A 25743-nucleotide genomic window follows, 5' to 3' on the forward strand; every position below is an offset into this window, starting at 1 on the left:
TTTCAGCCCATTTCGGGCCGTACTGGAACCATCTGCGGCTGTGCCAGCACTCATGATCAAGATAGGAAATTTGTAGCGCGTGGTTAGCACACTTTTTAAGGCTAATAAAGCAGCATGTCACCCCACCCCCTATCCATGGTGACACCTCATTCGGACTTTTTGCAGCCTTGATACGCTGTGGCGTTATTTAAACCATTTGCCAAGGCCGACCATGATTCCACTTCCGTTTCAAGTAGAGAGGCTCGACATGAAACCGATTGCCCCCAAGTTAAAGATCACCGCAATTCAAAGGTGCTCGAGGGCGAATCTGGAAACAACCCGCTCGGAGTTCGAGTTGTTGGTGGCCAAGCAGGAAAAGCGGTTACGCAACTTCATCATCAAACATTTTCGTGATGAAAATGCAGTTGAAGATGTGTTCCAACAAACCCTGATTGAGGCTTACTGCTGCTGGGACAGTTTTCGGGGCGACGCAAAAAGAGCCACCTGGCTGTTCGGCATTGCACTGAACATTATTCGAAACACGGCCCGCCGCTCGCCACAGTATAAATTTCATTTCACCTCGGATGAAGATCTTGAACTGGAACAGGCAGAAGGCTCAGACCCCATGCAGCACTGCATGAAAAACGAGTTCAGCATCAAACTGGAATCGGCCATTGGAAATTTACCCAACGACCTGCGTGAGACCTTGATTCTGGTCGTTCAGCATGGCAATTCTTACCAGGAAGCGGCTGACATTCTAGGCATTCCAATTGGCACCGTGCGGTCACGCATTTCAAGATCACGTGCGCAATTGAAATCAATCTACGATTTGTACATGGACTAATGAACGCAAATTTGTCGACCCGATATGGGGCACTCAACAAAATTCTGGAGTCTTTGGGAATGAGTCCCAGCGACACCGAGCAATGTGCGGCCACAGACGGTTATCGAATCGATTTTGAAAAGAATTTCACAGTTGAATTGCAACACTTGAGCGGCTCAGATTGCCGAGTAAGCTCGAGAGTATTCAGCCTGGGGAAATCGCTTCAAGTTCAGGAAAACCAGATCAAATTGGCCTTGGCCTTGTTCGGCGCGCTGAAAGACGACATGCCCGCTGGCGTATCCATTGCAATTTCACACCACGACAACTGTTTGCGGCTGTGTCTGGAAATTGTGAGTGAGAACAACGACATTGTTATGACTCAATTTCAGGGATTTGTTCATGTGGCATTTGCCTACAAACAAACCTACTTCCAGAATAAAAGCGCAACCTAGCGTATTCAATCCCGACTTTGCGCCGCACTAAGTTGATCAAGTAAAACCGCTTGCAGCCAAGCTTCGAATTTTTCCCTGGCAGCAAGCAGATTGATTGCAGACATGGCCATGGATATTAGCAAGGTCGAATGCTCAGCCTCGTAAACACAGGTTTGCTCGAGAGACTTTGCTCGCCAACGTTGCGAAAGCCAGTTACGAAGGCAATTACTTTCATAGCTGTTCAAGACAAGCGTGGCTTGGAAATCGGAGGGGCAAGAAGAGGATTGCAACAATTCGCCATGCCCCAAACCCTCAACAGCCTGCTGATCAATCAAGAACCAGTTTCCGGAAGCGCCAGGCGACATGAATAAACCTGGCCCTACACGATACCAGCGGTATCGCTGTGAACTTGCTGTGCAAGACTGCGGGGCGAAGTAAGGCCCGCAAAACGCTGCATGGCAAGGGGTTTCAGGGGGCGCGTATTCAGCTCGGAAAGAATGGATTTGAAGGTGCTGCGCGCGACCGAGCCAACGGAGTTTGCCGCATTGACTGCACCAGCCTGAATTGACGGGGTATTGGGATTAATCATTTGCAAGATGCCAATAAACTTAGTTTCATGAAAATTGAGTGGCTTTGCCAGCCAAAGGGTTCCCGACTTTCTCAAGAATATCGAAGCGTTTCATGCGGTAGTACAAGGAATGAACAGGTATGCCGAGACTTTCGCTGGCAAGGCGCACGCACCCCTGATGAGCGTGAAGTGTTTGAATCAACACTGCCTTTTCAAATGCCAGCAGCCGCTGCTTCAAACCCGTTGCGGGCTCAACGCCAACGGCCATGCAAGAAGGTGTACCCAGGCCGATGACATGACGTTGTGCAAACGCGTGCAACTCCCGTACATTCCCCGGCCAGGGTTTGCTCAAGAGTTCATCAATATCGTCATGCTCAAGATCGGGCACCCCGAGTTTGAATTGTGTAGCCACTTCACCAAGAAAATGCCGATACAAGGGAATGATGTCTTCAAGTCGTTCAGCCAAGGCGGGAATGCGCACCTGAGATACGCTGAGTCGAAAATGCAGATCTTCCCGAAACTTCCCCTGCGCCACCAAAGTTTCCAGACTGGCTTTGGTGGAGGCAATGACCCTGAATGCAGCGCTGTAAGATGTTTGCCCACCCAGGCGCGTGGCCCCGCGATACTGCAAGGCATTTAATAACTTGGCCTGACAGGACAAAGGCAGGCTGTCCATTTCATCCAGATACAGCGTGCCATTGTGCGCCTGTTCCAGTTTGCCGGGTCTGTCTTTTAGGGCTCCGGTAAAAGCACCTGCCATCACGCCAAATACCTCGGCCTCGAAAAGTTGTTCTGGCAGCGCTGCACAGTTGACGTGAACAAACTCCCCCTTCACGCCAGACTGCGAATGTAACCAGCGTGCTGCGGTGTCTTTGCCAGCGCCTGTTGGCCCCAAAAGTACAGTATCAACAGGCAGTTGCTTTAATCGTTGAAGCTGGGATACCGCATGGCGCATGGGCTGTGAACGCACGAACTCCTCGCTGTAAGGCCCGGGATGATTGGCATGAAATGGTTTTCGGTCTGATCTGAACGGCTTGGTGCGTGTCAGCTTTTCCAGTACTTGCATGGCAGCCAATGGGTTGGCGGGGTGAACGATCGAAGCAAAAATAGGAATGTCGTGATAAACGTACTCTTGCCAGGGTGTTTCAATAAACCGGATGATCTGGGTTTCCGGATTACGCCCCTGTGCCTTGAAATGCTCGATTAAATCACCAATTGCTTCCAGCCCATGGTCCACCAACAACCAGTGTGCGGGCAGGTTGCGCTTGGCCATCAATTCAGCAAGTGACAATTCATGAACACTGGCCTGCATCAACAAAGCTGCTGCACGAAGTCGGCTTTTAAGTTCTTGCGATTCAATGCAAAGGATCAACTCGGTCATTTGTAGCCTTGGCACAATAAATTGAACAATATTTATTGTGAGGGCTGCTTACGCCAAATGAATCACCCCTTGGGATTAGTCAATGCTGTGATTCTGACTGCGCCATCACCTCCACCCGAAGCATGTCCCTTGCACGAGACAATCGGGACCGAACCGTACCAATGGGCAAATCCAGCTCAAGTGCGGCGTCCTGATAAGTAAAACCCTCGAGCAAAACAAGCTGCACCACTGTTTGCATTTTGCCCGGAAGTTGATCAATCGCCGACTTCAGGGTTTCCATGCGCTCCTGGCGCATCAAGGACTCTTCGGGCTCGCAGATTGAATCGGCGGGAATCATGCTGATCTGCTCATCGAAATCGTCGCCTTGAAACCGAAAACTGGTGTCGCGGTAGCGAAAGTTTTTCACCAGGTTCAGTGCAATGCCAAACAGCCATGTCTCGGGTTTGGAGTCGCCACGAAAACGGGCCCAGTTGCGAAACGCGGCCATGTGCGTTTGCTGGATAAGATCATCCACATAATCCTCCCGGCGAAGGTGCTTGCGAACAAAATGGGTCAAGCGCGATCGCTGCGATTTCAACAAGGCTTCAAGCGTGCAAAGTTGTGCTGCGTTCAGCGGTGCGGGTGTGCTTTCATCAATACCCGACACGGTGATTTCGAACTGTTGAACGTTTGCGATTTGTTCCATGGCCTGCCTCTATTTGCTTGTGTGTGGTAACAAGCGTTGTGCAGTGTGCATGCCAGGGACAGGTAATTTTCAAATGCCTGATTTCATGGTGTATTTATTGATTAGCTCTTGTAAGTTCTTTGATTTTTTATAAATTCCGTACTCAATATGATCCAAAATCTCTAAATCAGAACCCGGTCGGGCTCAGGCTGACGGCAGATGCGGTGTAAAATGCGCTCATCTCGCGGTAGTACAATGGATAGTACGAGGCCCTCCTAAGGCTTAGATACAGGTTCGATTCCTGTCCGCGAGACCAGGCATAAAAAAAGCCCCTGACAAGTCAGGGGCTTTTTCAATTGAACGGCAAATAAATTAGCTGGCTTGCTCAGTCAGAATCTTCCAGCGACCATCTTCTTTCTTCAATCGCAAAGTTTTGCGCACGTTGTCAGAATACTTGTCAGCTTTGTAGGCCTGATCAAACTCGGCAGTGGCTTCTTCGCCATTGATTTGAATATTCAGGTTGCTGATGTCAACCTCAATATTCGACTTGTTGGCAATTCGGGCACGGCGCTGGCTTTCCCACTGTGAACGGCTTAGTGCACCAGGCAGCTCGAAGTTGGCAGAATAAAAGCTGAGGTAACCCTCCACATCGCGGGCACTCCAGGCTGCAGCCCAATTGCTCACTGCTTCTGTCACTTCAATTTGCAGCTGAACCGGGCTGGGCCCAGCAGGTGCAGCGGGTACCGCCACAGGTGCTGCAGCTGCCATGGGGTCGCTTGCAGCAGGCATTTCACCGCCCAACAAATCGTCCGCAGGCGGCAACGTAGGATCCAGCAAGGTGTCTGCTGCTGGATCAATTGCGGGGTCTACAGCAGGTTCTGCAACGGGTGCAGGTGCGGCAGCCGGTGCGGGCGATTGGTCAAGTACTGCCGGGCGAAGTTGGTCAAGTCCCAGGAAATGACTGACTGGCTTCAAGTTGTCGGCATTGTTGATCAAGGCTTGACCACCATAGGTCACGATCAGCAAACCAATGAACAAGGTGTACACGGGCAGCAACCAACGTTCGTACCTGTAGTAGAACGGCTTGCCTTTCACTTCGTCGGCAACCTTGTCCATTTCAGCTTCACCCACGACCTGGCGAGTGAGCAGTTGGTTCAATGCCACCGGCGGCGAAAGATAACCCAACTCGAACGCTGTAATGACGATCATCCAGAAGTGGACCGGGTGTATGCCATTGCTGTAGGCAATTGGCGCCACTGTGGCCGACACAAGAATAACCGCGCCGAATGGATCCATCACCATGCCGATGAATACCATCATGATCATGAACAGCGTCAATGCACCCCAAATGCTGGCCATTTCGGCAGGAACAATGCTCATCAAGCCAGAACGTTCAATCATGCCGCCCACACTGATAGACAAGGCCATCAACATGATCAGGGCACCAATGTGACCAATGGTTTCAGAGGTGGCACTGCGCACCGCCATTTCCAGACCCTGGTTTTTCTTCTTGTCTGCTGGCGTATCACCACCTACTTTGGTGGGGCCGCCGCGCAGCTTGTCGAAAATAATCACGAACAGCATGATCACAGGCAGCATCACGGGCGCTGTGAACTCATCCAGTTTGGTGTCCAGCAAATACTCGTAACCAAATACCACCAGCATCACGATCACAATGTAAGGCGATACGGGTACCAATGCTCGCAGGGATTGTGGCAGTGCTTCCTTCGCCTTGGCACGTTCAGTGACACGCCCTTCTGCTTTTAGCAGCGCGATCAACATGAAGATAGTTGAAGTCAGTATGAATACGAACAGACCCCAGCCATACAGTTCACTGGTGGTCACTTCCTTGTTCAATGCGGCAATTACCACAATCAGCAAACAGGGGCGAAGCACCACACCGAGCGAGCCCGACATGGCTGTTGCGGCCAATGCAAATGGACGACGTGCGCCAGAGGCAAGCACTTCCCGATAAACAATCGCACCGGCGGCGATCACGAACACACCGGAGGCGCCTGTGTAGGCGGTTGGAATGGCCGCTGCGAGCAACACAATCCAGGTGAATATTTCAGGTGGAAGCTTCCAGGGCTTGAGAATGTCCATGAACAAGGACACCACACGGGTCTGCTTGAGCAACATACCGGCCCACAGATAGAGCGCCAAGTTCAGGAAAATGCTCGACAACTCGGTGATCTGGCCAAAGTAAATGGCCAAACCAGCAATGTAGTCGTCCATGAAAAAGTTGATACCCGCATTCAAGGCCATGAATGCATACAGCGGGATACTCAACAGGCCCATGCCGTAGCTTCCGCCCTCTTCAGCCTGTGCTGGAATTTTCAGCACGTCTTTCAGACTGATGAACGACAGGCTGGCAAACAGGGCAATGGCAACAATACTGATCAGCGGATTTTCAACCGCCACACCCGAGTCGTATTGAAGCTTCAGGTAGTAGGTAGCTGAAATGGTCATCAACAGGTTTGCACCCAGCATGGCCAACGAATAGACCTGGAAGTCTTTCTTGGTGCGTGGTGGACGCAAACTGATGTGGTGGAACTGCTTGGTGGTTGAAATGGCAGCAATTGCGACCATGATCAACAAAATCAGGGGACGGTTTTCAGTACCGAATTTGAAAATACCAAAAAAGCCGGTTTCAACTTCTCGAAACACCTCGACTTCGGGTGTGATGGCTTTGCTCACCCGTTCATATACAGCAAATCGCTCGCGGCATTGATCACGGGCGGCTTCCAAAGAAGCTCGAATCTCGTTGGGGTCAACAGCGACATCACCGAATAACAAATCCAGATCAGACTTCGGTGCACTCTCTGCATCGGCGACCTGTTTGGTCACAAGCGCGTCAATGTCGGGATTGGCTTCGCAGGTGGGTGCTGAAGGATCTGCACGCAGCAAAAAGTATTGAACCTGATTTTCAGGATCGCCGAACATGCGCTCGCCTAGCCGCAAGAGCTGACCGTGCACCATTTCACCCGTACCAATAATCAGGGTGAGTAACAACAGGGAGAAAATCGGTAGGCTGGATAACCACTCGGACGGTGTGCGACCCATCCATTTCTTGCCGGCGGAACTCTGCATAACGGATCCTTATCAGCGCCAACTTTGAGTTGGCTGATCAAATAGCGAATAAAAGTAATAAAAAGGGGGCAACGGCAAGCCCCCATTACTGCAAAGGCAAACAGGCGGGAATAAGCCCCGCCCTGGATCGATTACAGCTCAGTCTTTGTTGCGCACTCGGAGTCCGCGCGGTTCACGCTACAACGAATCTGCTTCATGATATTCAAGGCCTTGGGATCGTATGAACCGCTCTTGGCCAACGCCACGCGTGATTCACGCAGCAAAATAGTGTATTTCACAGAGTCGGCAGCAGGAATGTCCATCCACGCTGCGTTGGGGATACCCTTCTCAGCATTGGTAATGATTTGCATGCCTGCAGGGAATTTCTTGAACCAGTAGTCGCGAGATTTCTGGGCAAAACCCTCTGGGAACTTGCTCTTGTTCACGATGACCTGGTAGGTCAAAACAGCCACCGGGAAGCGAACAATTGCACCTGCGCTGCCCAAGCCTTTGTAAAGCTCAAGCGGTTTATAAGCGGCGGCGGGCGCAGCAATAATGTCGACAGAACCATTGTTGAATTTGGCGCCGAAGTTGGAAATATCGGCTGAAACAGGAGATGCACCTACCTTGGAAATCATTTCCTTTTGGGCAGAGTCGTAGTCAAACGAGGCGATCTTCTTGCCGGCCAGCTTTTCAACTGAGTTGATGTCACGGCTTTTTACATACAGGTACGCAGCGCCGAAAGGAATGATACCGGCTACTTGATAGTTGCCCTGAGTCATCAACGCATCTGCTTTTTCAGTTGCGAACAGTTGAATGGTGCGCTTGACCACTTCGTAGCTTAGTCCCATGTCCACTTTGCCGTCTTTCACCACGGACGCCGCGCCCAATGCGTCGATTGAACCGGCAACCGAGTTGTAGGCACGTGTGCGGAATGAGGTTGCTACCAACATGTCGCACTGGCCTGTTTTGAAGTTCTCAGAGGCGATTTTCTCGTCAGTAAACGCTTCCAGTTCCAGGTCGGCACCGAAACCTTTGGCTGCCAACACGTAGTCTTTGCTCAGGTTAAATACGTCGCCGCCTGCGCCCAGAATGTCGAATACACAAACTTTCTGTTTGGCCAAGGCCGGTGATGCGGATGCCATCAAGGCCAAGCCCAAGCCGGCGGTGATTGCTTTGATTTTCAACTTCATTGTCTGGTCTCCCAAAATTGTGTTTTTGCGAACCCGGGATTTTTTGCTAGAGAATCTAACCCAGGTCTGCTGTGAGCAAAAACTTAGTTCAACAAGTCGTCCACGTTCATGCCTGCTGGCATCGCGGCTTCTTCATCCCAATATTTACCCATGCTGTTCACGGGGGTACGGGTGCCCACGTTTTCTGTCCAGTAACGGTCTGAAAGATTCAGCATGACCGCACCAGCCAAGCTGTCGACCAACGCGTATTGTTGGCTTGACTTGAAGTCTTTCACGTTTGCAAAACGCTTGGTTGCGTCGCGGAAACGGGGGGTATCACCCACGGCCAGTGCGGACAAGCCGTACATCACGTGAGAAAGACGCACACCTTGGCGCTCGCCAATCAACATGGACAAGCGGAATGTTCCCCATACGTCTTTGCCTTCAGAGGCACCTGGCAAAATACTCCAGACCACGGCGCGGGCGGCATTTGGCGCGCCCCACCACTTGGCATTGGAAATACAAGTGAGCGCACGTTCGGATTTTGGCGCGATGTCGGTGGGCACACCCACCATTTGCTGGGAAGCAATGTCGTTCACCACAGCTTGCAAACCAGCAACGGTGCCCAACAGGTAAGTCAGTTCATCAAAATCACGTTCGAACTCGGGGCAACCTTCACCATATTCGAAGTTGTATTTGTCTTCCAGCTTGTTGCGCATGGCTTCAAATGCGCGCAACTGGCGACGTGCGGTAATTTCCAGCAAACGTTTCTGGCCAATACGCGCGTCTTGCGCTTCTACAATATTGTTTTGCTTGGAAGCGCGCAGGTAACGCAGTTCTTCTTCCACAGCACGCTGCTCAGAGCACGCGGCAGACGAGACCAGCAAAAGAGATTCGAGCAGTTGGGGATCGCCACCAAAGGCGCGGGTGCCGCCAGAAATCAGGGGAAAGTTGCCTGTGGCAAAGCGACAGGCCATGTCGACATCGTCAATTTCAAGCTGAGGCGGAATAATTCTGCGTTCAATCAGGTTGATCGCGAGGTTTGTAGCCCCTCTTTCGACGCTTGCGCAACCTGCCGCAAATGCAACTACTCCCGAAATGGCCAAAATACGCCATACGCCAGCTCTGATCATTGATGTCTCCGTTGATTTTTCTTTTATACCTTGTCTAGTCAATATTTGGATTTGACCTTTGAGTAACAAGATTTGCGCACGTTATTAAACCATGAAATATTCACCCATCCAAGTGAAAGTAAACAGTTGTTAATAGAAGCGTTATTCTATTTGAGGCGCCAAATTTGAAGACAGATGCCTAAACACCCCCCAATTGAAGGCAACGAACTGTTAAAAAGCGTGGAGAATAAAGTATCTTCATTTGTTGCCTTTCGAAATTCATGACGCAGATCGATCTACCGGCAGACAACTCTGATACGGTTGCGAGGAACAGCACCGATAAACCTGACCGGATGAAGCAGGCCGTAAAGGACATGACACCACTGAAGGGCAAAACTGCGCTGGTGGTGGACTCAGCCTTGGCCACGCGGCGTGCGCTTCAGGAGCAACTTTCTCAACTGGGTGCAAAAGCGGTCATTTTCGCCAGTTCGGTTTCCGAAGTTGAACAGCACTTGAGTTCTCGCGAGTTCGCGCTGATTGTGTGCGAATATCAGCTGGAAGGCGACCGCAATGGTCAACAACTGCTGGAAGACCTGCGAGTGAACAAAAAACTGGCGTGGTCAACCGCTTTCATGATGGTGACTGGCGAGCGGAGCTACGGCAATGTGGTGGCAGTGGCTGAATTCGAACCCGACGATTACCTGATCAAACCTTTCACGGCCTCTACGCTTTCAGACCGTGTTGTTCGAGTATTCAACCGAAAAATTCGATTGGCCGATGCGTACCGTTCAATGTTTGAAGAACGGTTTCAAGAAGTGCCTGCCATTTGCGAAGATCTGGAATCAAAATTTCCGCAGTATTTGAATGAACTCGAACGCATGCGTATTGAATCGTTCTACAGATTGGCGGAATACGAAAAAACCGAACAGGAATTGCAGGCAAAGATTGAGAAGGCGCCAAAACCATGGATGCAACTGTTGCTGGCCAAGGTCAACCTTGAGAAAAAACAGTTTGAGCAAGCCAATGACCTGCTCACTGAGGTGGTAAAAACAAACCCGGAGTACCTGGCCGCCAGCGACTTGTTTGCCGACGTGCTTTGGGAGCAGAACCGCCCGGCCGATGCCCTGGATATTCTTGAAAAAATGGGAGCGAAGGCACTGTCATCGACGACCCGCCTGCGCAAACTTGCTGATCTCGCTGTTCGCATTGGTGACAATACGCGCTCGAAAAACTACCTGACGAAAGTAATTGATCGATCCCGAAACACCTCACTTTCGCAAATACACGACTACCTTCAGTTGTCGAAAATTTACGTGCAGGAAGGTCGACATGAAGAAGCCGAGAAGCTGACCGCAAAAATGCGCAGCACGGTGAATTCCACTGAACTTGATTTGGCGCGTGCCATGATGGCGATTCAAAAAGACATTGCCGATGGGCGCGGGGAGAAGGCAAGTGACAAACTGCTTTCGTTTTTCGAAGACAACACAGAAGCGTTGCCCAAGCTTGAGCCAGAAACCTTAACCAGTCTGCTGGAATTGTGTTTCGCAGTGAGTATGGACACCAAAGGCTATGAACTGGCCAGCCAGATCACCAAGCACAAACCGTCCAAAGCCATGCTGGACAGAATTCGAACTGCCATATCGGACTTCAAGGGCAGCCAGAGTACTGCCAACGACTGAATTTACGGTCTACAAGGCCCATGCGGCCTTGATCAACTGGTCCAGATAAGCGCCATAAAACTCGGGTAAACTGGCACCCAACAAGGGTTTGCCCGCCACAGCACCTTTTGCATTGAACACCATGACCGTGGGCGAAAACTTCACATTCAGCGGACTGGCCAGAGATTTTCCGGTGTATCGATTTCCATCAAACCAGATAAAACTGCGCTTGCTGTCTGAAAAATCGATTTCGTAAACAGCCACCTTGCCCTTGTAATCCGGATCGGTGCTGACATGGCGTAATGACTGCTGCCGGACCTTTTCGCAGTAAGCACAATCCGGCAAGGAAAACAGCACAACAACAGCTGGCACTTGCTGTTGTTGAAGATTAACCGGAAAAGAAAGTGCTTCTCCACCTGCACTGTGTGCAGGCGAGAGCCAGACCAACACAAGAAACACCCAGATTGCTTTCATGCAATTCAGACCACATATCCCGGGTTGTCGTTCATTCCAATCAGTTTTGGTGTGTAAGGCACTTTGGTGGCAATGGTTTTTTTGGCTTTCAAATAGGTTTCAACCACATCCCAAATTGGCGGTTCACCATTGTTGCGAGCCTCTTCGGCCACCGGAGCCCAGCCCGCCACCTTGTATGCTTTTGACGCCTCAATGGGTTTACCGTTCAAACGCATATCGGAAATGCGCTGGCCTGCTTCCCCGTTGGGATTGCAGGTGTAAGTCAAACCACCCACACGCACCATGTCGCCGCCCTGCTGATAATAAGGGTCCGGGTTGAACAAGTTGTCGCACACGTCTTCCAGCACAGTTTTGATGAACTCGCCTTTCATGTCGACCAAAGTAGTATTTGGATAGGTAATCGCTGTTTGGTCCATCAGGTGTTCACGCGTGATGGTTTGACCTGGCAGCAGGCTGGTGCCCCAGCGAAAGCCTGGAGAAAAAGCAATTTCAGCGCCCTTCACTTCCATCAGTGCATCAACAATCAATTGATCCCAACTGCCATTGAAGTTGCCACGGCGATACAGCAAACCTTCACTGACTGCCAAGGGTTCGCTCAGCTTTTCAATGTAGGGTTTGCGCACGTTGGTCACAAAGGTTTCCATCGCGGGGTCGGCGGGCAGCATGTTCGAGAACACTGGCAAGAGGCGGTATTTGAAATCGCGCAATTTGCCGCCACGAATGTCCATGTCAAGCACGCCCAAAAACTTGCTGTTGCTGCCTGCATTGGTGACATAGGTTGTGCCAGAAGAGTTTTTCACGGGAATGGCGTTGGGCACACCGTCGTGCGTGTGGCCACCCAAAATGAAATCGATCCCGGTCACGCGGCTGGCCAGTTTCAGGTCAACATCCATGCCATTGTGAGAAAGCAGCACCACCGCTTGCGCGCCTTTTGCCCGCACTTCGTTGACCACTTCCTGCATGCTTTCTTCCTGAATGCCGTAGGACCAGTCTTTGACGAAGTAACGCGGATTGGCAATTGGGCTATACGGAAAGGCTTGCCCGATGATTGCAACCTTGGCCCCATTGATGGTTTTCATCACATGGCTTGGAAAAACCGGATCACCAAAATCAGTGGTTTTAATGTTTTGGGCAACAATGTCGATTTTGCCTTTGAAATCTTTCTCGGCCACTTCAAGAATTCGGTCTGAGCCATAGGTGCATTCCCAGTGCAGGGTCATGACATCGACGCCCAGCATTTTTGCAGCATCAACCATGTCTTGCGCATTGGTCCACAAACTGGTGGCCGAGCCTTGCCAGGTGTCGCCGCCGTCCAGCAACAAAGCGCCAGGCCGGTTGGCCTTCATCATTTTCACCAAGGTAGACAAATGCGCAAAGCCACCCACCTTGCCATAATGCTTGGCGGCTTCTTCAAAATTCAGATAAGTGAACGCGTGCGCTTGTGCGGAACCCGGCTTGATATTGAATGCCTTGAGCAATGACTCGCCCACAAGGTGTGGGGCTTTGCCAAAGGCATCGGCCACACCCAAATTCACATTCGGTTCGCGGAAATAAATGGGCACCAGTTGCGCATGGCAGTCGGTCATGTGCAACAGGCTGGCATTGCCAAATGGTTTCAGGTCATACAGCTTTTCACCGTGACCACCGGCCAGTACATGCGGTGAGTTGATCGCCATGCCCGCCGCCGAGGCGGCCGCGAGCATGCCCATGAATTCGCGTCGATTCATCTGCATTGAATAATTTCGCTTTTCAGAGAGTTAGCACCTGCACTTTTTTCAAGCACAGGTGATCGGAACAATTTGTGTTTACTTGTTGACCGGCGAATCGGTTGCCATCAACAAGGCCATCACGTCTTTCAACTGATCTTCCGTCAAAATGCCTTCCGCGCCAAAACGAGGCATGTTGGAACATGCGTTGTAAGCATGTGAATTCCAGATTTTCGCCCAGGTGTATTTCATGATGGCATCCGAGTTGCCCCGCAACTTGCCATACTGATACAAGGACGGACCAATGTTTCCATAAGACAACTCCTGGGGTGCCAACTGGTGACAGGCGTAACAGTTGCCACCAGCAGCTGTACCTTCTTTGTCCGAAAACTGAAAACCAACGCCGGTCTGGGCAATTTTTTCACCGGCTTTCCAGTCGCCAAGGTACTTGCCATCGCCTGGATATTTCACCGAGGCCAAAGCGGCATTTTGCAGCGCAGTTCGCTGGGTATCGGGCAAACCTCCCGGTGCAGTTTCAGCCAGTGAACAGGCTTGCTGCAATTCGGTTTGCTTGATCCGATCCAGTTTGGCCTGGCCTTTGTCTTTGAACGAGGCCAACATCAACTGAGTGATTTCCTCATTGCTTGGCTCTGCGACCACGGGCTTGCTGTCTGTGTTCGCGCATGCCCCCAAAAGGGCAATGAGCAAAACACTGGCCGAATATTTAATTGTGCTGTGCATGTTTGTTCTCCTTGTTATTAGCGCTTCAGCGATGTGGCCTGCATGGTACCGCCCTCGGCTTTCACGCCCAGGAAGGTAATCAGGTCGATCGACGCTTGCGAGCCATACTTCAACTCGGGGAAACGTTGCTGCCGGAAACAGTCGTACATGCGCCATTGCATGGAACGCACAGCACCCTGAGAAACGCGATACGCTGGCCAAGCAGCAAATGCAGCTTGAGCAGGTTCGGGTTTGGTCAAGTTGGGCAGACCTTGCAAACGAATGCGCTGGTCGTCAGTTGCGTGGCAACTTGCGCAGGAAAAGTCATAAGGGCCTGCACGGTAAAAGAAGATTTTTTCGCCGCGTGCGCGGGATGCCTTTTCTTCAGGATGGCCTTGTGGAACCTTGATCATGGCACCACGGGATTGTGCGTACACATAAGCAACCAAAGACTCCATCTCGGTGGGTTTTTCACCCGCACTTGAGAAAGGTTTCTTGGTTATTTCAGCAACATCGCGCCCTTGCAATGTCACCATGCAATGCACCAGACGAGATTCCACGTCCATGACTTTGCCTGTGTCGCTGAAGAAGCGGGGCATGGTCGCCACTGCCCCTTCCAGCTTGCCGGGGCCTACGCCCAAATCGCATTGCTCAAGCGATGCATTCTTGGGGCCTTGCGGCTTTTGCCAAATGTCTTCGCCGCGCAACTCGACCAACTCGGCAGGATTGCCGTCGGCCAGCATGTCGCGGTATTCCTGAATACCCTGCTCGGTGGTTTTTTGTGCATGTGCGCTCATTGTGAAGGTCGCCATTGCACCTGCGCCCACAAAGGCCACAGCGGCTAGCTTGACCGCTGTTCTTGCTGTTTGCCTCATCTCACACCCCTTCTTATGGTTATGCATTAATTGGAGATTACGCCACTTTGGTCTTGTCAGTTCGGGAGTCGCCCTTGTTGTCAGTCCATGTCACTTCCACTGTATCACCGGCTTTGCCCCCATTGAAAGAGAAGGACAAGAAGGGATTTTTGGATACGGCAGGACCCCAATTGGCCTGCAAAACCACCTTGTCGTTGCACTTGGCGGTCACGTTCTGAATAAACCAGGCAGGAACCAAACTGCCATCGGAGGCTTTGCGCTGGCCAGTTTCCATTTCATGCGCCATCAATACTTTCACTTCCACTTCATCGCCGTTGGCCTTGGCGCGAATTTTCATTGGATCACCCATATTTTTCTCCTGAATTTTGAATTAACCGCCACAACCGCCGAGGGTTACTTTGACCTCTTTTTTGGCAAAGTAATACTTGCCATCGGCCTTGACGAGCGCATAAACATCACTGGACTTACCCATTTTTACGCGCGTGTTTACCTTGGCCTCTGTGCCAGCGGGAATCATGAACTGGGCCGACATCATGGAGGGGTTATTGGCAACCAACAGGGCTACTTCTGTGGTGTTTTTTAACTTGCTGTCAGCACCAACTGGCACCACGGCGCCGTTTTCAGCGATGTCAGGAGCAATCACTGTAATTTCCTTGCTTTCCGTGGGCATACTGCCGCCCAAGGCTTTCATCAGTTCATCCAGAGACTTGGCACCAAATGCTTTTTCTGGGTACCCAGCGGCTGCGAACACCTCATTGGGTTTGATCAATCCGGCGGCAACTGCCAAGCCCAATACTGTCAGGCCCGACGAGGCTTTCAGCATGGTGCGTCTGTTTTGGTTCATTGACTAACTCCTCCTAAAAATTCCATCAATCACTTCTTCTTGGACAAAAACCAGTCAGAAAGTGCGTTCAAATCTTCTTCAGACAAATGCGACTGCGCCGGCATGGGCATGTCACCCCAAACACCGCTGCTACCTGCCTTGATTTTACCCGCAAGATAGGCTTTTGCATCGGTTTTGTCAGCGTACTTATTGGCCACTGCCACAACAGACGGCCCCAATTTTTTACTGTCCATGCCGTGGCAGGCCACACAACCATTTGCGCTAAACAGGGACTCACCTGAGTGCTTGCTCATTTTGAGGCCTGCGGATTTTTCATTTGCCTGCGCCACAGTGAGTACGCCCCGAATCGGGCCAACCAAACGATTTTGATCCTTCAAATTGCCATGCGCATCACGTGCGTAATCGGGCAAAAAAGAAATGACTTTCGCGTCAGGTTTGCAGTTTGACATGCAACGTGGCGCTTTCACATCGGGTTTACCCGAGGCAAGCCACATGCCATGATTGGTTTGCATGCCGTTGCGGTTCGGCAGTCGGGCTTGAGTTTGCGCCATGTTTTGGTCGCTGAGGACAAAGTCATCACCCACGATTCCACCCATGTTCAAAATATAAGCAGTCACCGCATACACTTCCTCGGTACTCAGGCTTTTGGGTGCGGTCCAGGGCATGGCACGGTTGATGTAGTCCCACAAGGTGGACAGGGTAGGCACTTTCATCAAGGTAGTGCGTTGGGGAGAGGATCCGTCAATCAGCGATTGCACGCGACCCTTTTTAATGTCTTCGGCTGTAGTACCGCCAACGATGGGCGTGAATGCCTCATTGCTTTCGCCAAACACGCCGTGGCATGAGGCGCATTGCGATTCCCACACCTGCATGCCTTTGGTGACACTGCCACTGCCTTTGGGTAAGCCCACAAAATCAGGGCGAACGTCGATGTCCCAGGCTTTGACTTCATCGGGCGTTGCCACACGCCCCAAACCCTCAAAACCAAAAGCGTGGGTGCTGATTAAAAGCGTTGCACAAAGGGCGAGCAGGGATTCAAATTTGAATTTCATGCCTTACCCCACATGCACATTGTGCACTTCACCAGCGGCATCGACTCGCCAGCTTTGAATTGCGTTGTTGTGATAAATGCTTTTGTTGTCACGCTTCTCGCGAAGCGTGCGGTAGCTGGGCTGCACGTAACCGGTGCTATCAACCGCCCTGCTTTGCAGCAACACCTCACTTTTTCCATCCCAAACCCAAGGCAAGTTGAAACGGGTCAGCGACTTGTCATGTACAGGCCCCTGCAGTTTGGCAGTTTCCCAGTTTTTACCCCCATCGGTGGACACATCCACTGCAGTAATTTTCCCTCTGCCGCTCCAGGCCAGCCCTGTGATGTTATAAAAACCCGGGCTGAGTAATTGTTGACCGCCAGATGGCGTTGTGATCACTGATTTACATTCTTGAATCGATGTGTATTGACGGTGCGTGCCATCGGGCATCAAGTCAACGTAATGAATGGCTTCGTCTTTGGTGCCATAAGGTTTGTCGCCCACTTCAATGCGTCGCAGGTATTTGACCCAGCTTACGCCTTGAACCCCGGGCACCACCAAACGCAATGGATAACCATTTTCAGGCCGCAGCATTTCACCGTTTTGGCCATAAGCCAACAACACCTCGCCGCTTTCAACCAGCTCCATGGGAATGGTGCGGGTCATGGATGAACCATCGGCACCCTCGGCCAGAATGAAGCGACCCTTTTTCAAATTCACGCCGCAGTATTCCAACACCTTGATCAAGGGCACACCCGTGAATTCGGAACAGCTCAACATGCCATGGGTGTACTGCACGGTGGGCACCGCCACATTGGCCCATTCCATGCCGGAATTTGCGCCACACTCAATGAAATGCACACGCGAAACCGATTCCATGCGCATGAGTTCATCGACTGTGAACACCATTTCTTTTTTGACCAAACCGTTGATCATCAAGCGGTGTTGGGTGGGGTCGATGTCCCACCAACCCTGGTGATGGCGCTCAAAGTGAAGCCCGGAGGGTGTGATGACACCAAACAAACCCTGCAAAGGGCAAAACGAAACAGACGAGCCGCCCACGCGGGTCAAGCCCGGTGATTCACGGCGTTGCAAATTCTTCTCGTACTGTGAGGGCATGCCGTAAGGCATGGTGGCCACGGGCTGACCAAGCCCTTTGCTGTGTGCAGGCAAGTTGAGTATGGCTGGGTCGCCCTGCGCTGCACGAGCCAAAGCAGGTGTTGCCACCACCGCTCCCGCGGCAGCTGCTGCGAATGCTTTTTTGAAAAAACCACGACGATCCGTTTCACTGGCACGATTGACAAAGGCAATGTCACTGCGGCTTACAAAGTTTTCTGGTGCGCGTCGAACTTGACCCAACGGGGTGTCTGAAGAAATGTCAAACGACACAAATGTCTCCTGGATATGCATGTTTTTCCATACGACGCACTTGATTATTAAATCTTATATGCGCATATGATCATATCTAGAATTTACGCTCTAAATTTGACTTGTGCAAGCAGTTTGAACCTAGGGTTTCTTCTTAGTCTTCTGCACAGATTTCTGCTTTCGAAGACTGTCGTGGTCTATTTTGTAATCGGGTTTGGAAATGCCCTGGCTGGTGGGGTCGGTGGGCAAAACATTGTGCACGGCCTGCGCACCCACCTTGGCCACCAAACGAACGGTGTCATAAGCGGAGTGGGTGATCTTCTTTTCCACCATGTGTACCACCGATGAAATGGGTGCAATTGGGCGAATCTTCTTCAGCACGGAAAATGGAATGTCTGCAATTCGACGATGAACACCCTCAACTTGCCGGGTGCCTTCGTCAAGTGTGGCGGATACCAAGTCAACAATGCCGCGCAAATGGGGCTCAAGTGACTTTTTTCGGGACATACAAACCTCTTTGGGCCTTGATTGTTGTTGATCGAATTCTAGAAGAGATTCAAATTCAGCAGTAGGCAAACCATTCCACTGTAAAATACCCAAATTCAGAGACAGATTCAAATATTGTGGCAATCATTATTTACGACCTGGAGTGTGAGTACTCCCACCGCTTCGAGGGCTGGTTTCGATCCAACGAGGATTTCGACAACCAGCGCGAACAAAAACTTCTCACCTGCCCCGAGTGTGGCACATCTGCCATTCGTAAAGTGCCTTCAAAAATCAATATTGGCAGCAAGGCCGATCATGCACATGCAGTTACCGGGCAAAAAGCAGAAGAGTTACCTGCGGCACCCGCTGTGCAAAAACCAAATTCCGTGGATGTGGCCACTGCTTTTGTCATGGCACGGCAAGCCATACAGGCTTTAATTAATCATTCTGAAGATGTGGGCGACCGCTTTGCCGAAGAGGCCCGAAAAATTCATTACGAGGAAGCGCCCATACGCGCCATTCGCGGACAAGCCAGCCCAGAAGAGTTCGACGAACTGCGCGATGAAGGCATTGAAGTCATTGCACTGCCGGTGTTGCCCAGCGAAGAAGAGTTGAATTAAAACAGATTACCCGACCACCGCCAGCTACTTGACCCTACGCTTTTCAAGCTTGCGGGCCAGGGTTCGGCGGTGCATGCCCAACCTGCGCGCTGTTTCAGAAATATTGAAATCTGTCTCGACCAGCACCTCGTGAATACGCTCCCATTCCAGGTTTTTGATCGAGGTGGTTCGGTTGGTCAGCTCGACGGGTTCACTACCAGCCACATGTCCAAATGCAGCCTCAATGTCGTCGGTATTTGAGGGTTTGGCCAAGTACTGACAAGCGCCCAGCTTGATTGCTTCAACCGCCGTATTAATGCTGGCAAACCCCGTTAACACCACAATCAACATGGCTGGGTTGTGCGCATGCAAGGCTTGAACACAATTCAAGCCCGATGAGTTTCCACTGAGCTTCAAATCCACCACCGCATGCGTTGGCGTTTGTTTCAACAACACTGTCTGCATTTCTTCCTGACTGCTGGCATGAAGCACTTTGTAATCGCGCCGCTCAAATGAACGCTTGAGCACGCGGGCAAATGCTTCGTCGTCTTCGACCAGCAACAAAAGCCTTTCCGTACTGCTACTTTGGCTCATGGCTATTGGTTCTCCTGCAAGACCAGTGAGCTTAATGGCAATGTAATCACCACTTCTGCACCGCCCTCTTTGCGATTGTTGACTGCCAATGTGCCGCCCAAGGTGCGCGCCACATTCATTACCAAAAACAGACCCAAACCACCACCTGGGCGCCCCTTGCTTGAGTTGTAGGGCGTGCCCACCTGTTCAAGAATATCGGCCCGGAAACCAGGCCCACGGTCTGAAACAATCAGGAACAATTGCTCCTGGTTTTTGGACACCTCAAATCGCAACCAATTCGGAGAAACTTCAAGTGCATTGTCCAGTACGTTGAACAGCATTTGTTTCACCGTTGAATCAAAGGCCACGGTGAACTCTTCATCAATGCAATTGTTGTACTCAAAGTGCTGGGCCGGGCGACTACTTTCCCATTCTTCAACCAGACTTTCAAAGAAGTTGTCCAGACTGGTTTTTGATGAGGACTCCCCACGGGTTTCGCCAGCCGACAACAAAATACCGCTGACGATACTTTTACAGCGCAGCAGCTGACCTTCAATTTCTTCGATTTCCTCGAGCATGGCCGCATTGCCTGAAAATTGAGGCATTCGCTTCCAGTCACCCAACACAACCGACATGGTGGCCAATGGCGTGCCCAGTTCATGGGCTGCACCACTGGCCAACAAGCCCATGCGAACAATGTGCTCTTCCTCGGCGGCACGTTGTCGCAAGCTGGCAAGGGCAGCATCGCCAGCGCGCAAATTGCGCCCAATGCGGGTAATAAAGATAACCAGCAAGGCTGCGTTAAGCACAAAGCAAATGAGCAAACCGATGGCGTACAAATCAGCAAGCTTGTATGGGCTGTTGGCTGGCCACACCAGGGGCTTGTTCACAACCGACAGAAAAGCCAGACACAGGGTGGTGATGGCGACCACCAGCCAGGTGGATTCGGCGCGCAGCAGCACGGCACTTAAAATGACCTGCAGCAAAAACAGAAACACGAAGGGGTTGTTGATGCCCCCGGTGAAGTACAACTGCGCGGTAAGGCTGGCGATATCGACCAGCATGGCCAAAAACAATTCACGATTGCTGACCACGCGTTCTTCGTGCCAACGCAAGTGGCCACCCACATTGAAAGCAATCAGGCACACCATCACGGCAAGCATGTTGAACAGCGGCAACTGAATGCCAAAACCCCAGGTGGCCACCAGAATTGTGGCGATTTGACCACCCACAGCCAGCCAGCGCAGGTGAATCAAATGCAACATGTTTTTGTGGCCGGTTTCATTCAATACGTTTGTTTCATCAAACGCACTGGCGCCCTGCCGAATGGAAACAATGTCGGAATTAATGGCCATTGAAATGTGAATCCTGCTGCTGAACCTGTAAAAACGGGGTTGACCTGATCGGACTACTTTCGATTCAGCCACACAGTGACACCCGCCACCATCAAGGCCAAAGCATACCAAGTGAAGGCGTACACCAAATGGCTGTTGTGAAACTTGATCACAGTTAATCCATCCACTGGATAAGATTTCGGGGTAAAGCCTGTGATTTCTTCGCCCAGGTTGCGCGGTGTTCCAGCATCGATGAAGTAAGGCGCGGTACCTTCCAAACCATGGTGGGCAGACAGCGCCGCAATGTCGCGAGAATACCAACGTTGACCGGCCGGGTCGTTCTCTCTTAAAAACGCCCCGCCCGCTTCGCTGATTCGCAACAGGCCGCGCACTTCAAACTGCCCTTGGGTGTTTTCCGTTGTCATGGGATCTGCTTCATTGACCGGAATGTAGCCACGATTGATCCAGACAATGTTGCCCGCTGAATTGCGCAGTGGTGTCATCAACCAGTGCCCCGCACCCAAGGCTGTGGTGGCTTGCACACGGGTGGTGTATTCAGGCAGCAATTCGCCCTGCACTTTCACGTTCAGGTATTCGTGGGTATTCCGGCTAACCGCGGGCCATTCTGATTTGGCCGGTGCATCAACAGGCTGGGCATGCACCCGATTGTCTACCCGCTCAATCAGATCAAGCTTGTAATCCAGCCGATAAACCTGCCAGGTTCCCAGCGCACAAAATGCAAGGAAAAAAAAGGCCGCCAGGGCAAAGCCCAGCAGCCTTTTTACCGTATTGGTCGAGCTGTTTTTCACTTCAGTTGTTGAATCGACTCAATGGCCTCGTGATTCATGCCGGGCATCATGTTCGTGTTCAGGTGATACATCACCCAAATCGAACCGACCAAGGTGATCACCACGATAATCAAGGTGAACATCAAAGCCAGCATGGTCCAGCCACCTTCCGATTTGCTGTTCATGTGCAGGAAGTAAACCATGTGCACCACCATTTGAACAGCACCCAAAGCCAGAATAACCAATGCAGTGGTGGTCGAGCTTTCAAATACACCACCCATGACCAAAGCAAAAGGGATCACGGTGAGAATGACCGCCAACACGAAGCCGATGGTGTAATCGCGCATGCTGACATGCACTTCATCTTCATCATCGTGGTGATCGTGATGGTCATTTGTATTGTGTGGATGTGCGCTCATGGCAATACTCCCATCAAATAAACGAAGGTAAACACACCGATCCAGATCACGTCGAGGAAGTGCCAGAACATGGACAGGCACATGACGCGGCGGCGGTTTTCAGGAATCAGCCCGTGTTTTTTCAACTGGAACAACAACACCACCAACCAGATAATGCCGAAGAACACGTGCAAACCGTGCGTGCCCACCAAGGCAAAGAAGGCCGTTAGAAAGCCACTGGTTTGCGGTGTGGCGCCAATGCTGATGAAGTGCCAGAACTCGTAGATTTCGACTGCCAAAAAGGCCAGACCAAGTACGCCAGTAATTGCAAGCCACTGAATGGTTTTCTTCTGGTTGCGGTTTTGCATGCCGACCATGGCCACGCCATAGGTGATTGAACTCAGCAACAAAAATGCTGTGTTCAGAGCCACCAGATTCAAGTCGAAGATTTCCGCACCGGTGGGGCCACCGGCGTAGTTGCGACCAATCACCGCATAGGTTGCAAACAGACAAGCGAAAATCAGGCAGTCGCTCATCAGGTAAATCCAGAAGCCCAGCGACGAACCATTTTTCGGATGGTGGTCTTTCACGTAATAACGTGCACTAGGGTCAGCGGATTCGTTCATGGCTGCATTGATTGTTAAGTCAGACATGGGCTTGCTCCAGTTTCGTGCGCGCGGCTTCCGTGTTGGCCACCACATCGGCCTTGATGTAAAAGTCGCGTTTGTAATTGAATGTGTGTGCAATCACGGCCGCCAAGAGGGCCGCTGCACCGCCTGCGGCAAGCCACCAGATGTGCCACACCAAGGCAAAGCCGATCACAGCGCTGATTGCTGAAATAATGAAACCAGCAGCGGTGTTCTTGGGCATGTGAATGTCGACAAAACCACTGCTTGGGCGCTTGTAGCCATTCTTTTTCATGTCGGCCCAGGCGTCGGTGTCGTACACCACGGGTGTGAATGCAAAGTTGTACTCTGCAGGTGGGCTTGAAGTGGCCCACTCCAGCGTACGGCCACCCCAGGGATCGCCGGTGGTGTCGCGCAACTTGGCACGATCACGGTAAGTTGCATAGAACTGCATCAACATGGCCGCAATACCCACGGCAATCATGCCGGCACCCAAGGCTGCGATCTGGAACCAGATTTGCAGTGAGGGATCGTCAAACTGGCTCATGCGGCGCGTAACGCCCATCAGGCCCAACACGTACAGCGGCATGAAAGCGAAGTAGAAACCAATCACCCAGAACCAAAAAGACACCTTGCCCCAGAACTCGTTGAGCTTCACACCCAGCGCTTTGGGCGCCCAGAAGTTAATGGCTGCAAACAAACCAAACAACACACCACCAATAATCACGTTGTGGAAGTGCGCAATCAGGAACAGGCTGTTGTGCAAGACAAAGTCAGCAGGCGGTACGGCCAGCAACACACCAGTCATGCCACCGATCACAAAGGTGATCATGAAAGCAATGGTCCACATCATGGGCAACTCGAAACTGATTTTGCCCTTGTACATGGTGAACAGCCAGTTGAAAATTTTCGCACCCGTTGGGATGGAAATAATCATGGTCGTGATGCCGAAGAAGGCATTCACGCTGGCCCCACTGCCCATGGTGAAGAAGTGGTGCAACCACACCAGGTAAGAAAGAATCGTAATCACCACGGTGGCGTACACCATGGAGCTGTAACCAAACAGGCGCTTGCGGCTGAATGTGGACACCACTTCGGAGAACACGCCAAACAACGGCAGGATCAGAATGTAAACCTCGGGGTGGCCCCAAATCCAGATCAGGTTCACGTACATCATGGAGTTACCGCCAAGATCGTTCGTGAAGAAGTTGGTGCCCAAATAACGGTCCATGGTCAACATGCCCAATACTGCGGTAAGCACAGGAAAGGCAGCCACGATCAACACGTTTGCACACAGGGAGGTCCAGGTGAAAATCGGCATTTTCATCAGGCTCATGCCGGGGGCACGCATTTTCACAATGGTCACGATCAGGTTGACACCCGAGAGCAAGGTTCCGACCCCCGCAATTTGTAGCGCCCAGATGTAGTAATCAACCCCAACATATGGACTCTGGAAAATACCGGACAGCGGTGGATAGGCCAGCCAGCCAGTCATTGCGAATTCACCCACAAACAGCGACGCCATAATCAACGCGGCACCCATGGCGGTCATCCAGAAACTGAAGTTGTTCAGGAAGGGAAATGCCACGTCGCGCGCACCAATTTGCAGCGGAATCAGGTAGTTCATCAGGCCAGTGATCAAGGGCATGGCCACAAAGAAAATCATGATCACACCGTGGGCCGTGAAAATCTGGTCGTAATGGTGTGGTGGCAAAAACCCCTCGTTGCCGTTAAAGGCAATGGCTTGCTGTGCACGCATCATGATGGCGTCTGCAAAGCCGCGCATCATCATGACCAAGCCCAGGATCATGTACATGATCCCGATCTTCTTGTGGTCAATACTGGTAAACCAGTCGTGCCACAAAGTACCCCACAAACGGTGCTTGTGAATTAGCGCAAGAATCACGATACCCAGCGCCATTGCCACGGCCAGCGTACCCATGATGATGGGGTCGTAGTATGGAATCGCGTTGAGTGTTAGCCGCCCGAATATCGGGCTTGTTTCAATTGGATACTGAGTCATAGCCGTTCTTCTTGGATGAAGTAATGAGTGGAAGCGCGTCAGCGTTGGGTGCAATTGTGCACATGGCTTCGTTGATCAGAATTGCCAGTTCGTCGGCAGACAGATTGGTGCGGTTGCGCATGGAATCCGCCATCATCTGTGTGTCCATACACACTGTGCCCTCGACCACGCAACGGTTGACGATGGCATGAAACAGGTTTTGTTCCACATTGCCGTAGTACTCCACCGGATGCTTGGTGGTGGGCTTTTCCAGATCGATGTACTCTGCACGGTCTAGTGTTTGTCCCGCAGATTTGACCTGGGCTACCCATTGATCAAACTCGCCCTCGCTCACGCCGCGATATTTAAAACGCATGTGGGAAAAACCAGCGCCACTGTAGTTGGCCGAGAAACCTTCCCACTCGCCCTGCTCGTTGATTACGGCGTTCAGCGTGGTTTCCATGCCGGGCATGGAATAAATTTGACCAGCCAGTGCCGGAATGTAGAAAGAATTCATTACAGTGCTTGAAGTGATCTTGAAACGCACAGGCACATTGGCGGGCGTTACAAGTTCATTCACGGTGGCAATGCCCTGCTCGGGATAAATGAACAGCCACTTCCAATCCAGCGAAGTGACTTGCACCACCAGTGGTTCGTGATCAGCAGGCAACGGTGTGCTTGCATCGATCCGGTCCAGTGGGCGATAGGGGTCAAGTTTGTGGGTGCTTACCCAGGTGACCAAACCCAAAATAATAATGATCAGCAGCGGTGCGCCCCAAATGACCAACTCAAGCTTCGTGGAGTGGTCCCATTCAGGATCGTACTCGGCCTGGGTATTGGCCTTGCGATACTTCCACGCGAAGAAGCAGGTAAGAAAAATGACCGGCACAATGATGATCAGCATCAACACCGTGGACAGCACGATCAAATCGGCCTGTTGCGAAGCGATATCCCCTTTGGGATTCATCACGATGGTGTTACACCCTGCAAGCAGGAACAATGGCACCAGCAACAAAAGACTACGTTTCAGTGGCTTGAACATAAGACCCAGCACAGTTAGGA

The 25743-nt window shown here is 51.5% G+C and carries 27 protein-coding genes and 1 tRNA gene; 5 read left to right on the forward strand and 23 right to left on the reverse strand.

Annotated elements, in window-relative coordinates:
* Positions 1–247: 247 nt before the first annotated feature.
* Both FRIGORI9N_RS10835 and FRIGORI9N_RS10840 read left to right on the forward strand, forming a co-directional pair.
* Positions 248–823 carry an RNA polymerase sigma factor gene (locus FRIGORI9N_RS10835; RefSeq protein WP_159570716.1) on the forward strand — a complete coding sequence of 192 codons (576 nt, stop codon included), beginning with the start codon at positions 248–250 and terminating at the stop codon, positions 821–823.
* A gap of 59 nt (positions 824–882) precedes the next feature.
* Positions 883–1254: a hypothetical protein gene (locus FRIGORI9N_RS10840; protein ID WP_159570718.1), complete on the forward strand. Its 372-nt coding sequence runs from the start codon at positions 883–885 to the stop codon at positions 1252–1254.
* A 5-nt stretch (positions 1255–1259) separates the two neighbouring features.
* Here FRIGORI9N_RS10840 and FRIGORI9N_RS10845 read toward each other — a convergent pair whose 3' ends face one another.
* The 4 genes from FRIGORI9N_RS10845 to FRIGORI9N_RS10860 form a co-directional block, all read right to left on the reverse strand.
* Positions 1260–1598, reverse strand: coding sequence for a hypothetical protein (locus tag FRIGORI9N_RS10845; protein ID WP_159570720.1), 339 nt, complete (start codon positions 1596–1598; stop codon positions 1260–1262).
* A 14-nt stretch (positions 1599–1612) separates the two neighbouring features.
* The gene (locus FRIGORI9N_RS10850; protein ID WP_159570723.1) at positions 1613–1822 is read right to left on the reverse strand and encodes a hypothetical protein; all 210 of its coding nucleotides are present in this window, start codon (positions 1820–1822) and stop codon (positions 1613–1615) included.
* A gap of 25 nt (positions 1823–1847) precedes the next feature.
* On the reverse strand, positions 1848–3182 hold the full coding sequence (locus FRIGORI9N_RS10855; protein ID WP_159570726.1) for a sigma 54-interacting transcriptional regulator: 1335 nt from the start codon (positions 3180–3182) through the stop codon (positions 1848–1850).
* 79 nt (positions 3183–3261) lie between these two features.
* The gene (locus FRIGORI9N_RS10860) at positions 3262–3867 is read right to left on the reverse strand and encodes an RNA polymerase sigma factor (protein ID WP_159570729.1); all 606 of its coding nucleotides are present in this window, start codon (positions 3865–3867) and stop codon (positions 3262–3264) included.
* 220 nt (positions 3868–4087) lie between these two features.
* Here FRIGORI9N_RS10860 and FRIGORI9N_RS10865 point away from each other — a divergent pair.
* A tRNA-Arg gene (locus FRIGORI9N_RS10865) sits at positions 4088–4162 on the forward strand.
* 56 nt (positions 4163–4218) lie between these two features.
* Here FRIGORI9N_RS10865 and FRIGORI9N_RS10870 read toward each other — a convergent pair.
* The 3 genes from FRIGORI9N_RS10870 to FRIGORI9N_RS10880 form a co-directional block, all read right to left on the reverse strand.
* Entirely contained in the window at positions 4219–6936 is a 2718-nt protein-coding gene (locus tag FRIGORI9N_RS10870) for a TRAP transporter large permease subunit (protein ID WP_159570732.1), read from the reverse strand.
* A 131-nt stretch (positions 6937–7067) separates the two neighbouring features.
* Complete coding sequence (locus tag FRIGORI9N_RS10875) at positions 7068–8108, reverse strand: putative solute-binding protein (protein ID WP_236550871.1); 1041 nt, start codon at positions 8106–8108, stop codon at positions 7068–7070.
* 83 nt (positions 8109–8191) lie between these two features.
* Complete coding sequence (locus FRIGORI9N_RS10880) at positions 8192–9220, reverse strand: hypothetical protein (protein ID WP_159570735.1); 1029 nt, start codon at positions 9218–9220, stop codon at positions 8192–8194.
* A gap of 260 nt (positions 9221–9480) precedes the next feature.
* Between FRIGORI9N_RS10880 and FRIGORI9N_RS10885 the strand changes: the two genes are divergently transcribed.
* Complete coding sequence (locus tag FRIGORI9N_RS10885; protein WP_159570738.1) at positions 9481–10878, forward strand: response regulator; 1398 nt, start codon at positions 9481–9483, stop codon at positions 10876–10878.
* Between the two features lie 9 nt (positions 10879–10887).
* Here the strand turns inward: FRIGORI9N_RS10885 and FRIGORI9N_RS10890 are convergent, their stop codons facing one another.
* The 9 genes from FRIGORI9N_RS10890 to FRIGORI9N_RS10930 all read right to left on the reverse strand — a co-directional run bounded on the left by FRIGORI9N_RS10890 (position 10888) and on the right by FRIGORI9N_RS10930 (position 18382).
* Positions 10888–11331 carry a thioredoxin fold domain-containing protein gene (locus FRIGORI9N_RS10890; RefSeq protein ID WP_159570741.1) on the reverse strand — a complete coding sequence of 148 codons (444 nt, stop codon included), beginning with the start codon at positions 11329–11331 and terminating at the stop codon, positions 10888–10890.
* Positions 11332–11336: 5 nt separating this feature from the next.
* Entirely contained in the window at positions 11337–13058 is a 1722-nt protein-coding gene (soxB, locus tag FRIGORI9N_RS10895) for a thiosulfohydrolase SoxB (protein WP_201301494.1), read from the reverse strand.
* A 78-nt stretch (positions 13059–13136) separates the two neighbouring features.
* Positions 13137–13778, reverse strand: a complete 642-nt coding sequence (gene soxX / locus FRIGORI9N_RS10900; protein ID WP_159570747.1) for a sulfur oxidation c-type cytochrome SoxX — start codon at positions 13776–13778, stop codon at positions 13137–13139.
* Between the two features lie 17 nt (positions 13779–13795).
* Positions 13796–14632: a sulfur oxidation c-type cytochrome SoxA gene (soxA, locus tag FRIGORI9N_RS10905; RefSeq protein ID WP_201301477.1), complete on the reverse strand. Its 837-nt coding sequence runs from the start codon at positions 14630–14632 to the stop codon at positions 13796–13798.
* A 37-nt stretch (positions 14633–14669) separates the two neighbouring features.
* Positions 14670–14981, reverse strand: coding sequence for a thiosulfate oxidation carrier complex protein SoxZ (gene soxZ, locus FRIGORI9N_RS10910; protein ID WP_159570750.1), 312 nt, complete (start codon positions 14979–14981; stop codon positions 14670–14672).
* A gap of 21 nt (positions 14982–15002) precedes the next feature.
* Positions 15003–15476 (reverse strand): thiosulfate oxidation carrier protein SoxY, encoded by a 474-nt coding sequence (gene soxY / locus FRIGORI9N_RS10915; protein ID WP_159570753.1) that lies wholly within the window; start codon positions 15474–15476, stop codon positions 15003–15005.
* Between the two features lie 29 nt (positions 15477–15505).
* Positions 15506–16528 carry a c-type cytochrome gene (locus FRIGORI9N_RS10920; RefSeq protein ID WP_159570755.1) on the reverse strand — a complete coding sequence of 341 codons (1023 nt, stop codon included), beginning with the start codon at positions 16526–16528 and terminating at the stop codon, positions 15506–15508.
* A 3-nt stretch (positions 16529–16531) separates the two neighbouring features.
* On the reverse strand, positions 16532–17896 hold the full coding sequence (soxC, locus tag FRIGORI9N_RS10925) for a sulfite dehydrogenase (RefSeq protein ID WP_236550872.1): 1365 nt from the start codon (positions 17894–17896) through the stop codon (positions 16532–16534).
* A 120-nt stretch (positions 17897–18016) separates the two neighbouring features.
* Entirely contained in the window at positions 18017–18382 is a 366-nt protein-coding gene (locus FRIGORI9N_RS10930; RefSeq protein WP_159570761.1) for a hypothetical protein, read from the reverse strand.
* Positions 18383–18498: 116 nt separating this feature from the next.
* Between FRIGORI9N_RS10930 and FRIGORI9N_RS10935 the strand changes: the two genes are divergently transcribed.
* A complete protein-coding gene (locus tag FRIGORI9N_RS10935; RefSeq protein ID WP_159570764.1) occupies positions 18499–18981 on the forward strand; it encodes a DUF1178 family protein in 483 nt (160 codons plus the stop codon).
* 24 nt (positions 18982–19005) lie between these two features.
* Here FRIGORI9N_RS10935 and FRIGORI9N_RS10940 read toward each other — a convergent pair whose 3' ends face one another.
* Genes FRIGORI9N_RS10940 through cyoA form a run of 7 tightly spaced genes read right to left on the reverse strand, consistent with a single transcriptional unit; the run spans position 19006 to position 25723 of the window.
* Positions 19006–19554, reverse strand: a complete 549-nt coding sequence (locus FRIGORI9N_RS10940) for a response regulator transcription factor (RefSeq protein ID WP_159570766.1) — start codon at positions 19552–19554, stop codon at positions 19006–19008.
* A 2-nt stretch (positions 19555–19556) separates the two neighbouring features.
* The gene (locus FRIGORI9N_RS10945; protein ID WP_159570769.1) at positions 19557–20888 is read right to left on the reverse strand and encodes an ATP-binding protein; all 1332 of its coding nucleotides are present in this window, start codon (positions 20886–20888) and stop codon (positions 19557–19559) included.
* A gap of 53 nt (positions 20889–20941) precedes the next feature.
* Complete coding sequence (locus tag FRIGORI9N_RS10950) at positions 20942–21676, reverse strand: SURF1 family protein (RefSeq protein WP_159570772.1); 735 nt, start codon at positions 21674–21676, stop codon at positions 20942–20944.
* Positions 21673–22074 (reverse strand): cytochrome o ubiquinol oxidase subunit IV, encoded by a 402-nt coding sequence (gene cyoD / locus FRIGORI9N_RS10955; protein WP_159570775.1) that lies wholly within the window; start codon positions 22072–22074, stop codon positions 21673–21675. The genes FRIGORI9N_RS10950 and cyoD overlap by 4 nt, the downstream gene beginning before the upstream one ends.
* Positions 22071–22706, reverse strand: a complete 636-nt coding sequence (gene cyoC / locus FRIGORI9N_RS10960; protein ID WP_159570778.1) for a cytochrome o ubiquinol oxidase subunit III — start codon at positions 22704–22706, stop codon at positions 22071–22073. Before cyoC ends, cyoD begins: the two co-directional genes overlap by 4 nt.
* Positions 22699–24702, reverse strand: a complete 2004-nt coding sequence (gene cyoB / locus FRIGORI9N_RS10965; RefSeq protein WP_159570781.1) for a cytochrome o ubiquinol oxidase subunit I — start codon at positions 24700–24702, stop codon at positions 22699–22701. Before cyoB ends, cyoC begins: the two co-directional genes overlap by 8 nt.
* Entirely contained in the window at positions 24683–25723 is a 1041-nt protein-coding gene (gene cyoA, locus FRIGORI9N_RS10970; protein ID WP_159570784.1) for a ubiquinol oxidase subunit II, read from the reverse strand. The genes cyoB and cyoA overlap by 20 nt, the downstream gene beginning before the upstream one ends.
* Between the last annotated feature and the right edge of the window lie 20 nt (positions 25724–25743).

It is taken from the genome of Limnobacter sp. 130 (genome assembly GCF_902506325.1).
Taxonomy (GTDB): Bacteria; Pseudomonadota; Gammaproteobacteria; order Burkholderiales; family Burkholderiaceae_B; genus Limnobacter.

Coding starts and splice junctions, on each gene's coding strand:
- FRIGORI9N_RS10835 (WP_159570716.1), top strand. CDS start 248: ATGAAACCGATTGCCCCCAAGTTAAAGATCACCGCAATTCAAAGGTGC.
- cyoA (WP_159570784.1), bottom strand. CDS start 25,723: ATGTTCAAGCCACTGAAACGTAGTCTTTTGTTGCTGGTGCCATTGTTC.
- cyoB (WP_159570781.1), bottom strand. CDS start 24,702: ATGACTCAGTATCCAATTGAAACAAGCCCGATATTCGGGCGGCTAACA.
- FRIGORI9N_RS10890 (WP_159570741.1), bottom strand. CDS start 11,331: ATGAAAGCAATCTGGGTGTTTCTTGTGTTGGTCTGGCTCTCGCCTGCA.
- FRIGORI9N_RS10855 (WP_159570726.1), bottom strand. CDS start 3,182: ATGACCGAGTTGATCCTTTGCATTGAATCGCAAGAACTTAAAAGCCGA.
- FRIGORI9N_RS10940 (WP_159570766.1), bottom strand. CDS start 19,554: ATGAGCCAAAGTAGCAGTACGGAAAGGCTTTTGTTGCTGGTCGAAGAC.
- FRIGORI9N_RS10860 (WP_159570729.1), bottom strand. CDS start 3,867: ATGGAACAAATCGCAAACGTTCAACAGTTCGAAATCACCGTGTCGGGT.
- soxX (WP_159570747.1), bottom strand. CDS start 13,778: ATGCACAGCACAATTAAATATTCGGCCAGTGTTTTGCTCATTGCCCTT.
- soxY (WP_159570753.1), bottom strand. CDS start 15,476: ATGAACCAAAACAGACGCACCATGCTGAAAGCCTCGTCGGGCCTGACA.
- FRIGORI9N_RS10880 (WP_159570735.1), bottom strand. CDS start 9,220: ATGATCAGAGCTGGCGTATGGCGTATTTTGGCCATTTCGGGAGTAGTT.
- soxB (WP_201301494.1), bottom strand. CDS start 13,058: ATGAATCGACGCGAATTCATGGGCATGCTCGCGGCCGCCTCGGCGGCG.
- FRIGORI9N_RS10850 (WP_159570723.1), bottom strand. CDS start 1,822: ATGATTAATCCCAATACCCCGTCAATTCAGGCTGGTGCAGTCAATGCG.
- soxZ (WP_159570750.1), bottom strand. CDS start 14,981: ATGGGTGATCCAATGAAAATTCGCGCCAAGGCCAACGGCGATGAAGTG.
- FRIGORI9N_RS10885 (WP_159570738.1), top strand. CDS start 9,481: ATGACGCAGATCGATCTACCGGCAGACAACTCTGATACGGTTGCGAGG.
- cyoC (WP_159570778.1), bottom strand. CDS start 22,706: ATGTCTGACTTAACAATCAATGCAGCCATGAACGAATCCGCTGACCCT.
- cyoD (WP_159570775.1), bottom strand. CDS start 22,074: ATGAGCGCACATCCACACAATACAAATGACCATCACGATCACCACGAT.
- FRIGORI9N_RS10840 (WP_159570718.1), top strand. CDS start 883: ATGAGTCCCAGCGACACCGAGCAATGTGCGGCCACAGACGGTTATCGA.
- FRIGORI9N_RS10930 (WP_159570761.1), bottom strand. CDS start 18,382: ATGTCCCGAAAAAAGTCACTTGAGCCCCATTTGCGCGGCATTGTTGAC.
- FRIGORI9N_RS10845 (WP_159570720.1), bottom strand. CDS start 1,598: ATGTCGCCTGGCGCTTCCGGAAACTGGTTCTTGATTGATCAGCAGGCT.
- FRIGORI9N_RS10945 (WP_159570769.1), bottom strand. CDS start 20,888: ATGGCCATTAATTCCGACATTGTTTCCATTCGGCAGGGCGCCAGTGCG.
- FRIGORI9N_RS10875 (WP_236550871.1), bottom strand. CDS start 8,108: ATGAAGTTGAAAATCAAAGCAATCACCGCCGGCTTGGGCTTGGCCTTG.
- FRIGORI9N_RS10920 (WP_159570755.1), bottom strand. CDS start 16,528: ATGAAATTCAAATTTGAATCCCTGCTCGCCCTTTGTGCAACGCTTTTA.
- FRIGORI9N_RS10870 (WP_159570732.1), bottom strand. CDS start 6,936: ATGCAGAGTTCCGCCGGCAAGAAATGGATGGGTCGCACACCGTCCGAG.
- soxA (WP_201301477.1), bottom strand. CDS start 14,632: ATGAGGCAAACAGCAAGAACAGCGGTCAAGCTAGCCGCTGTGGCCTTT.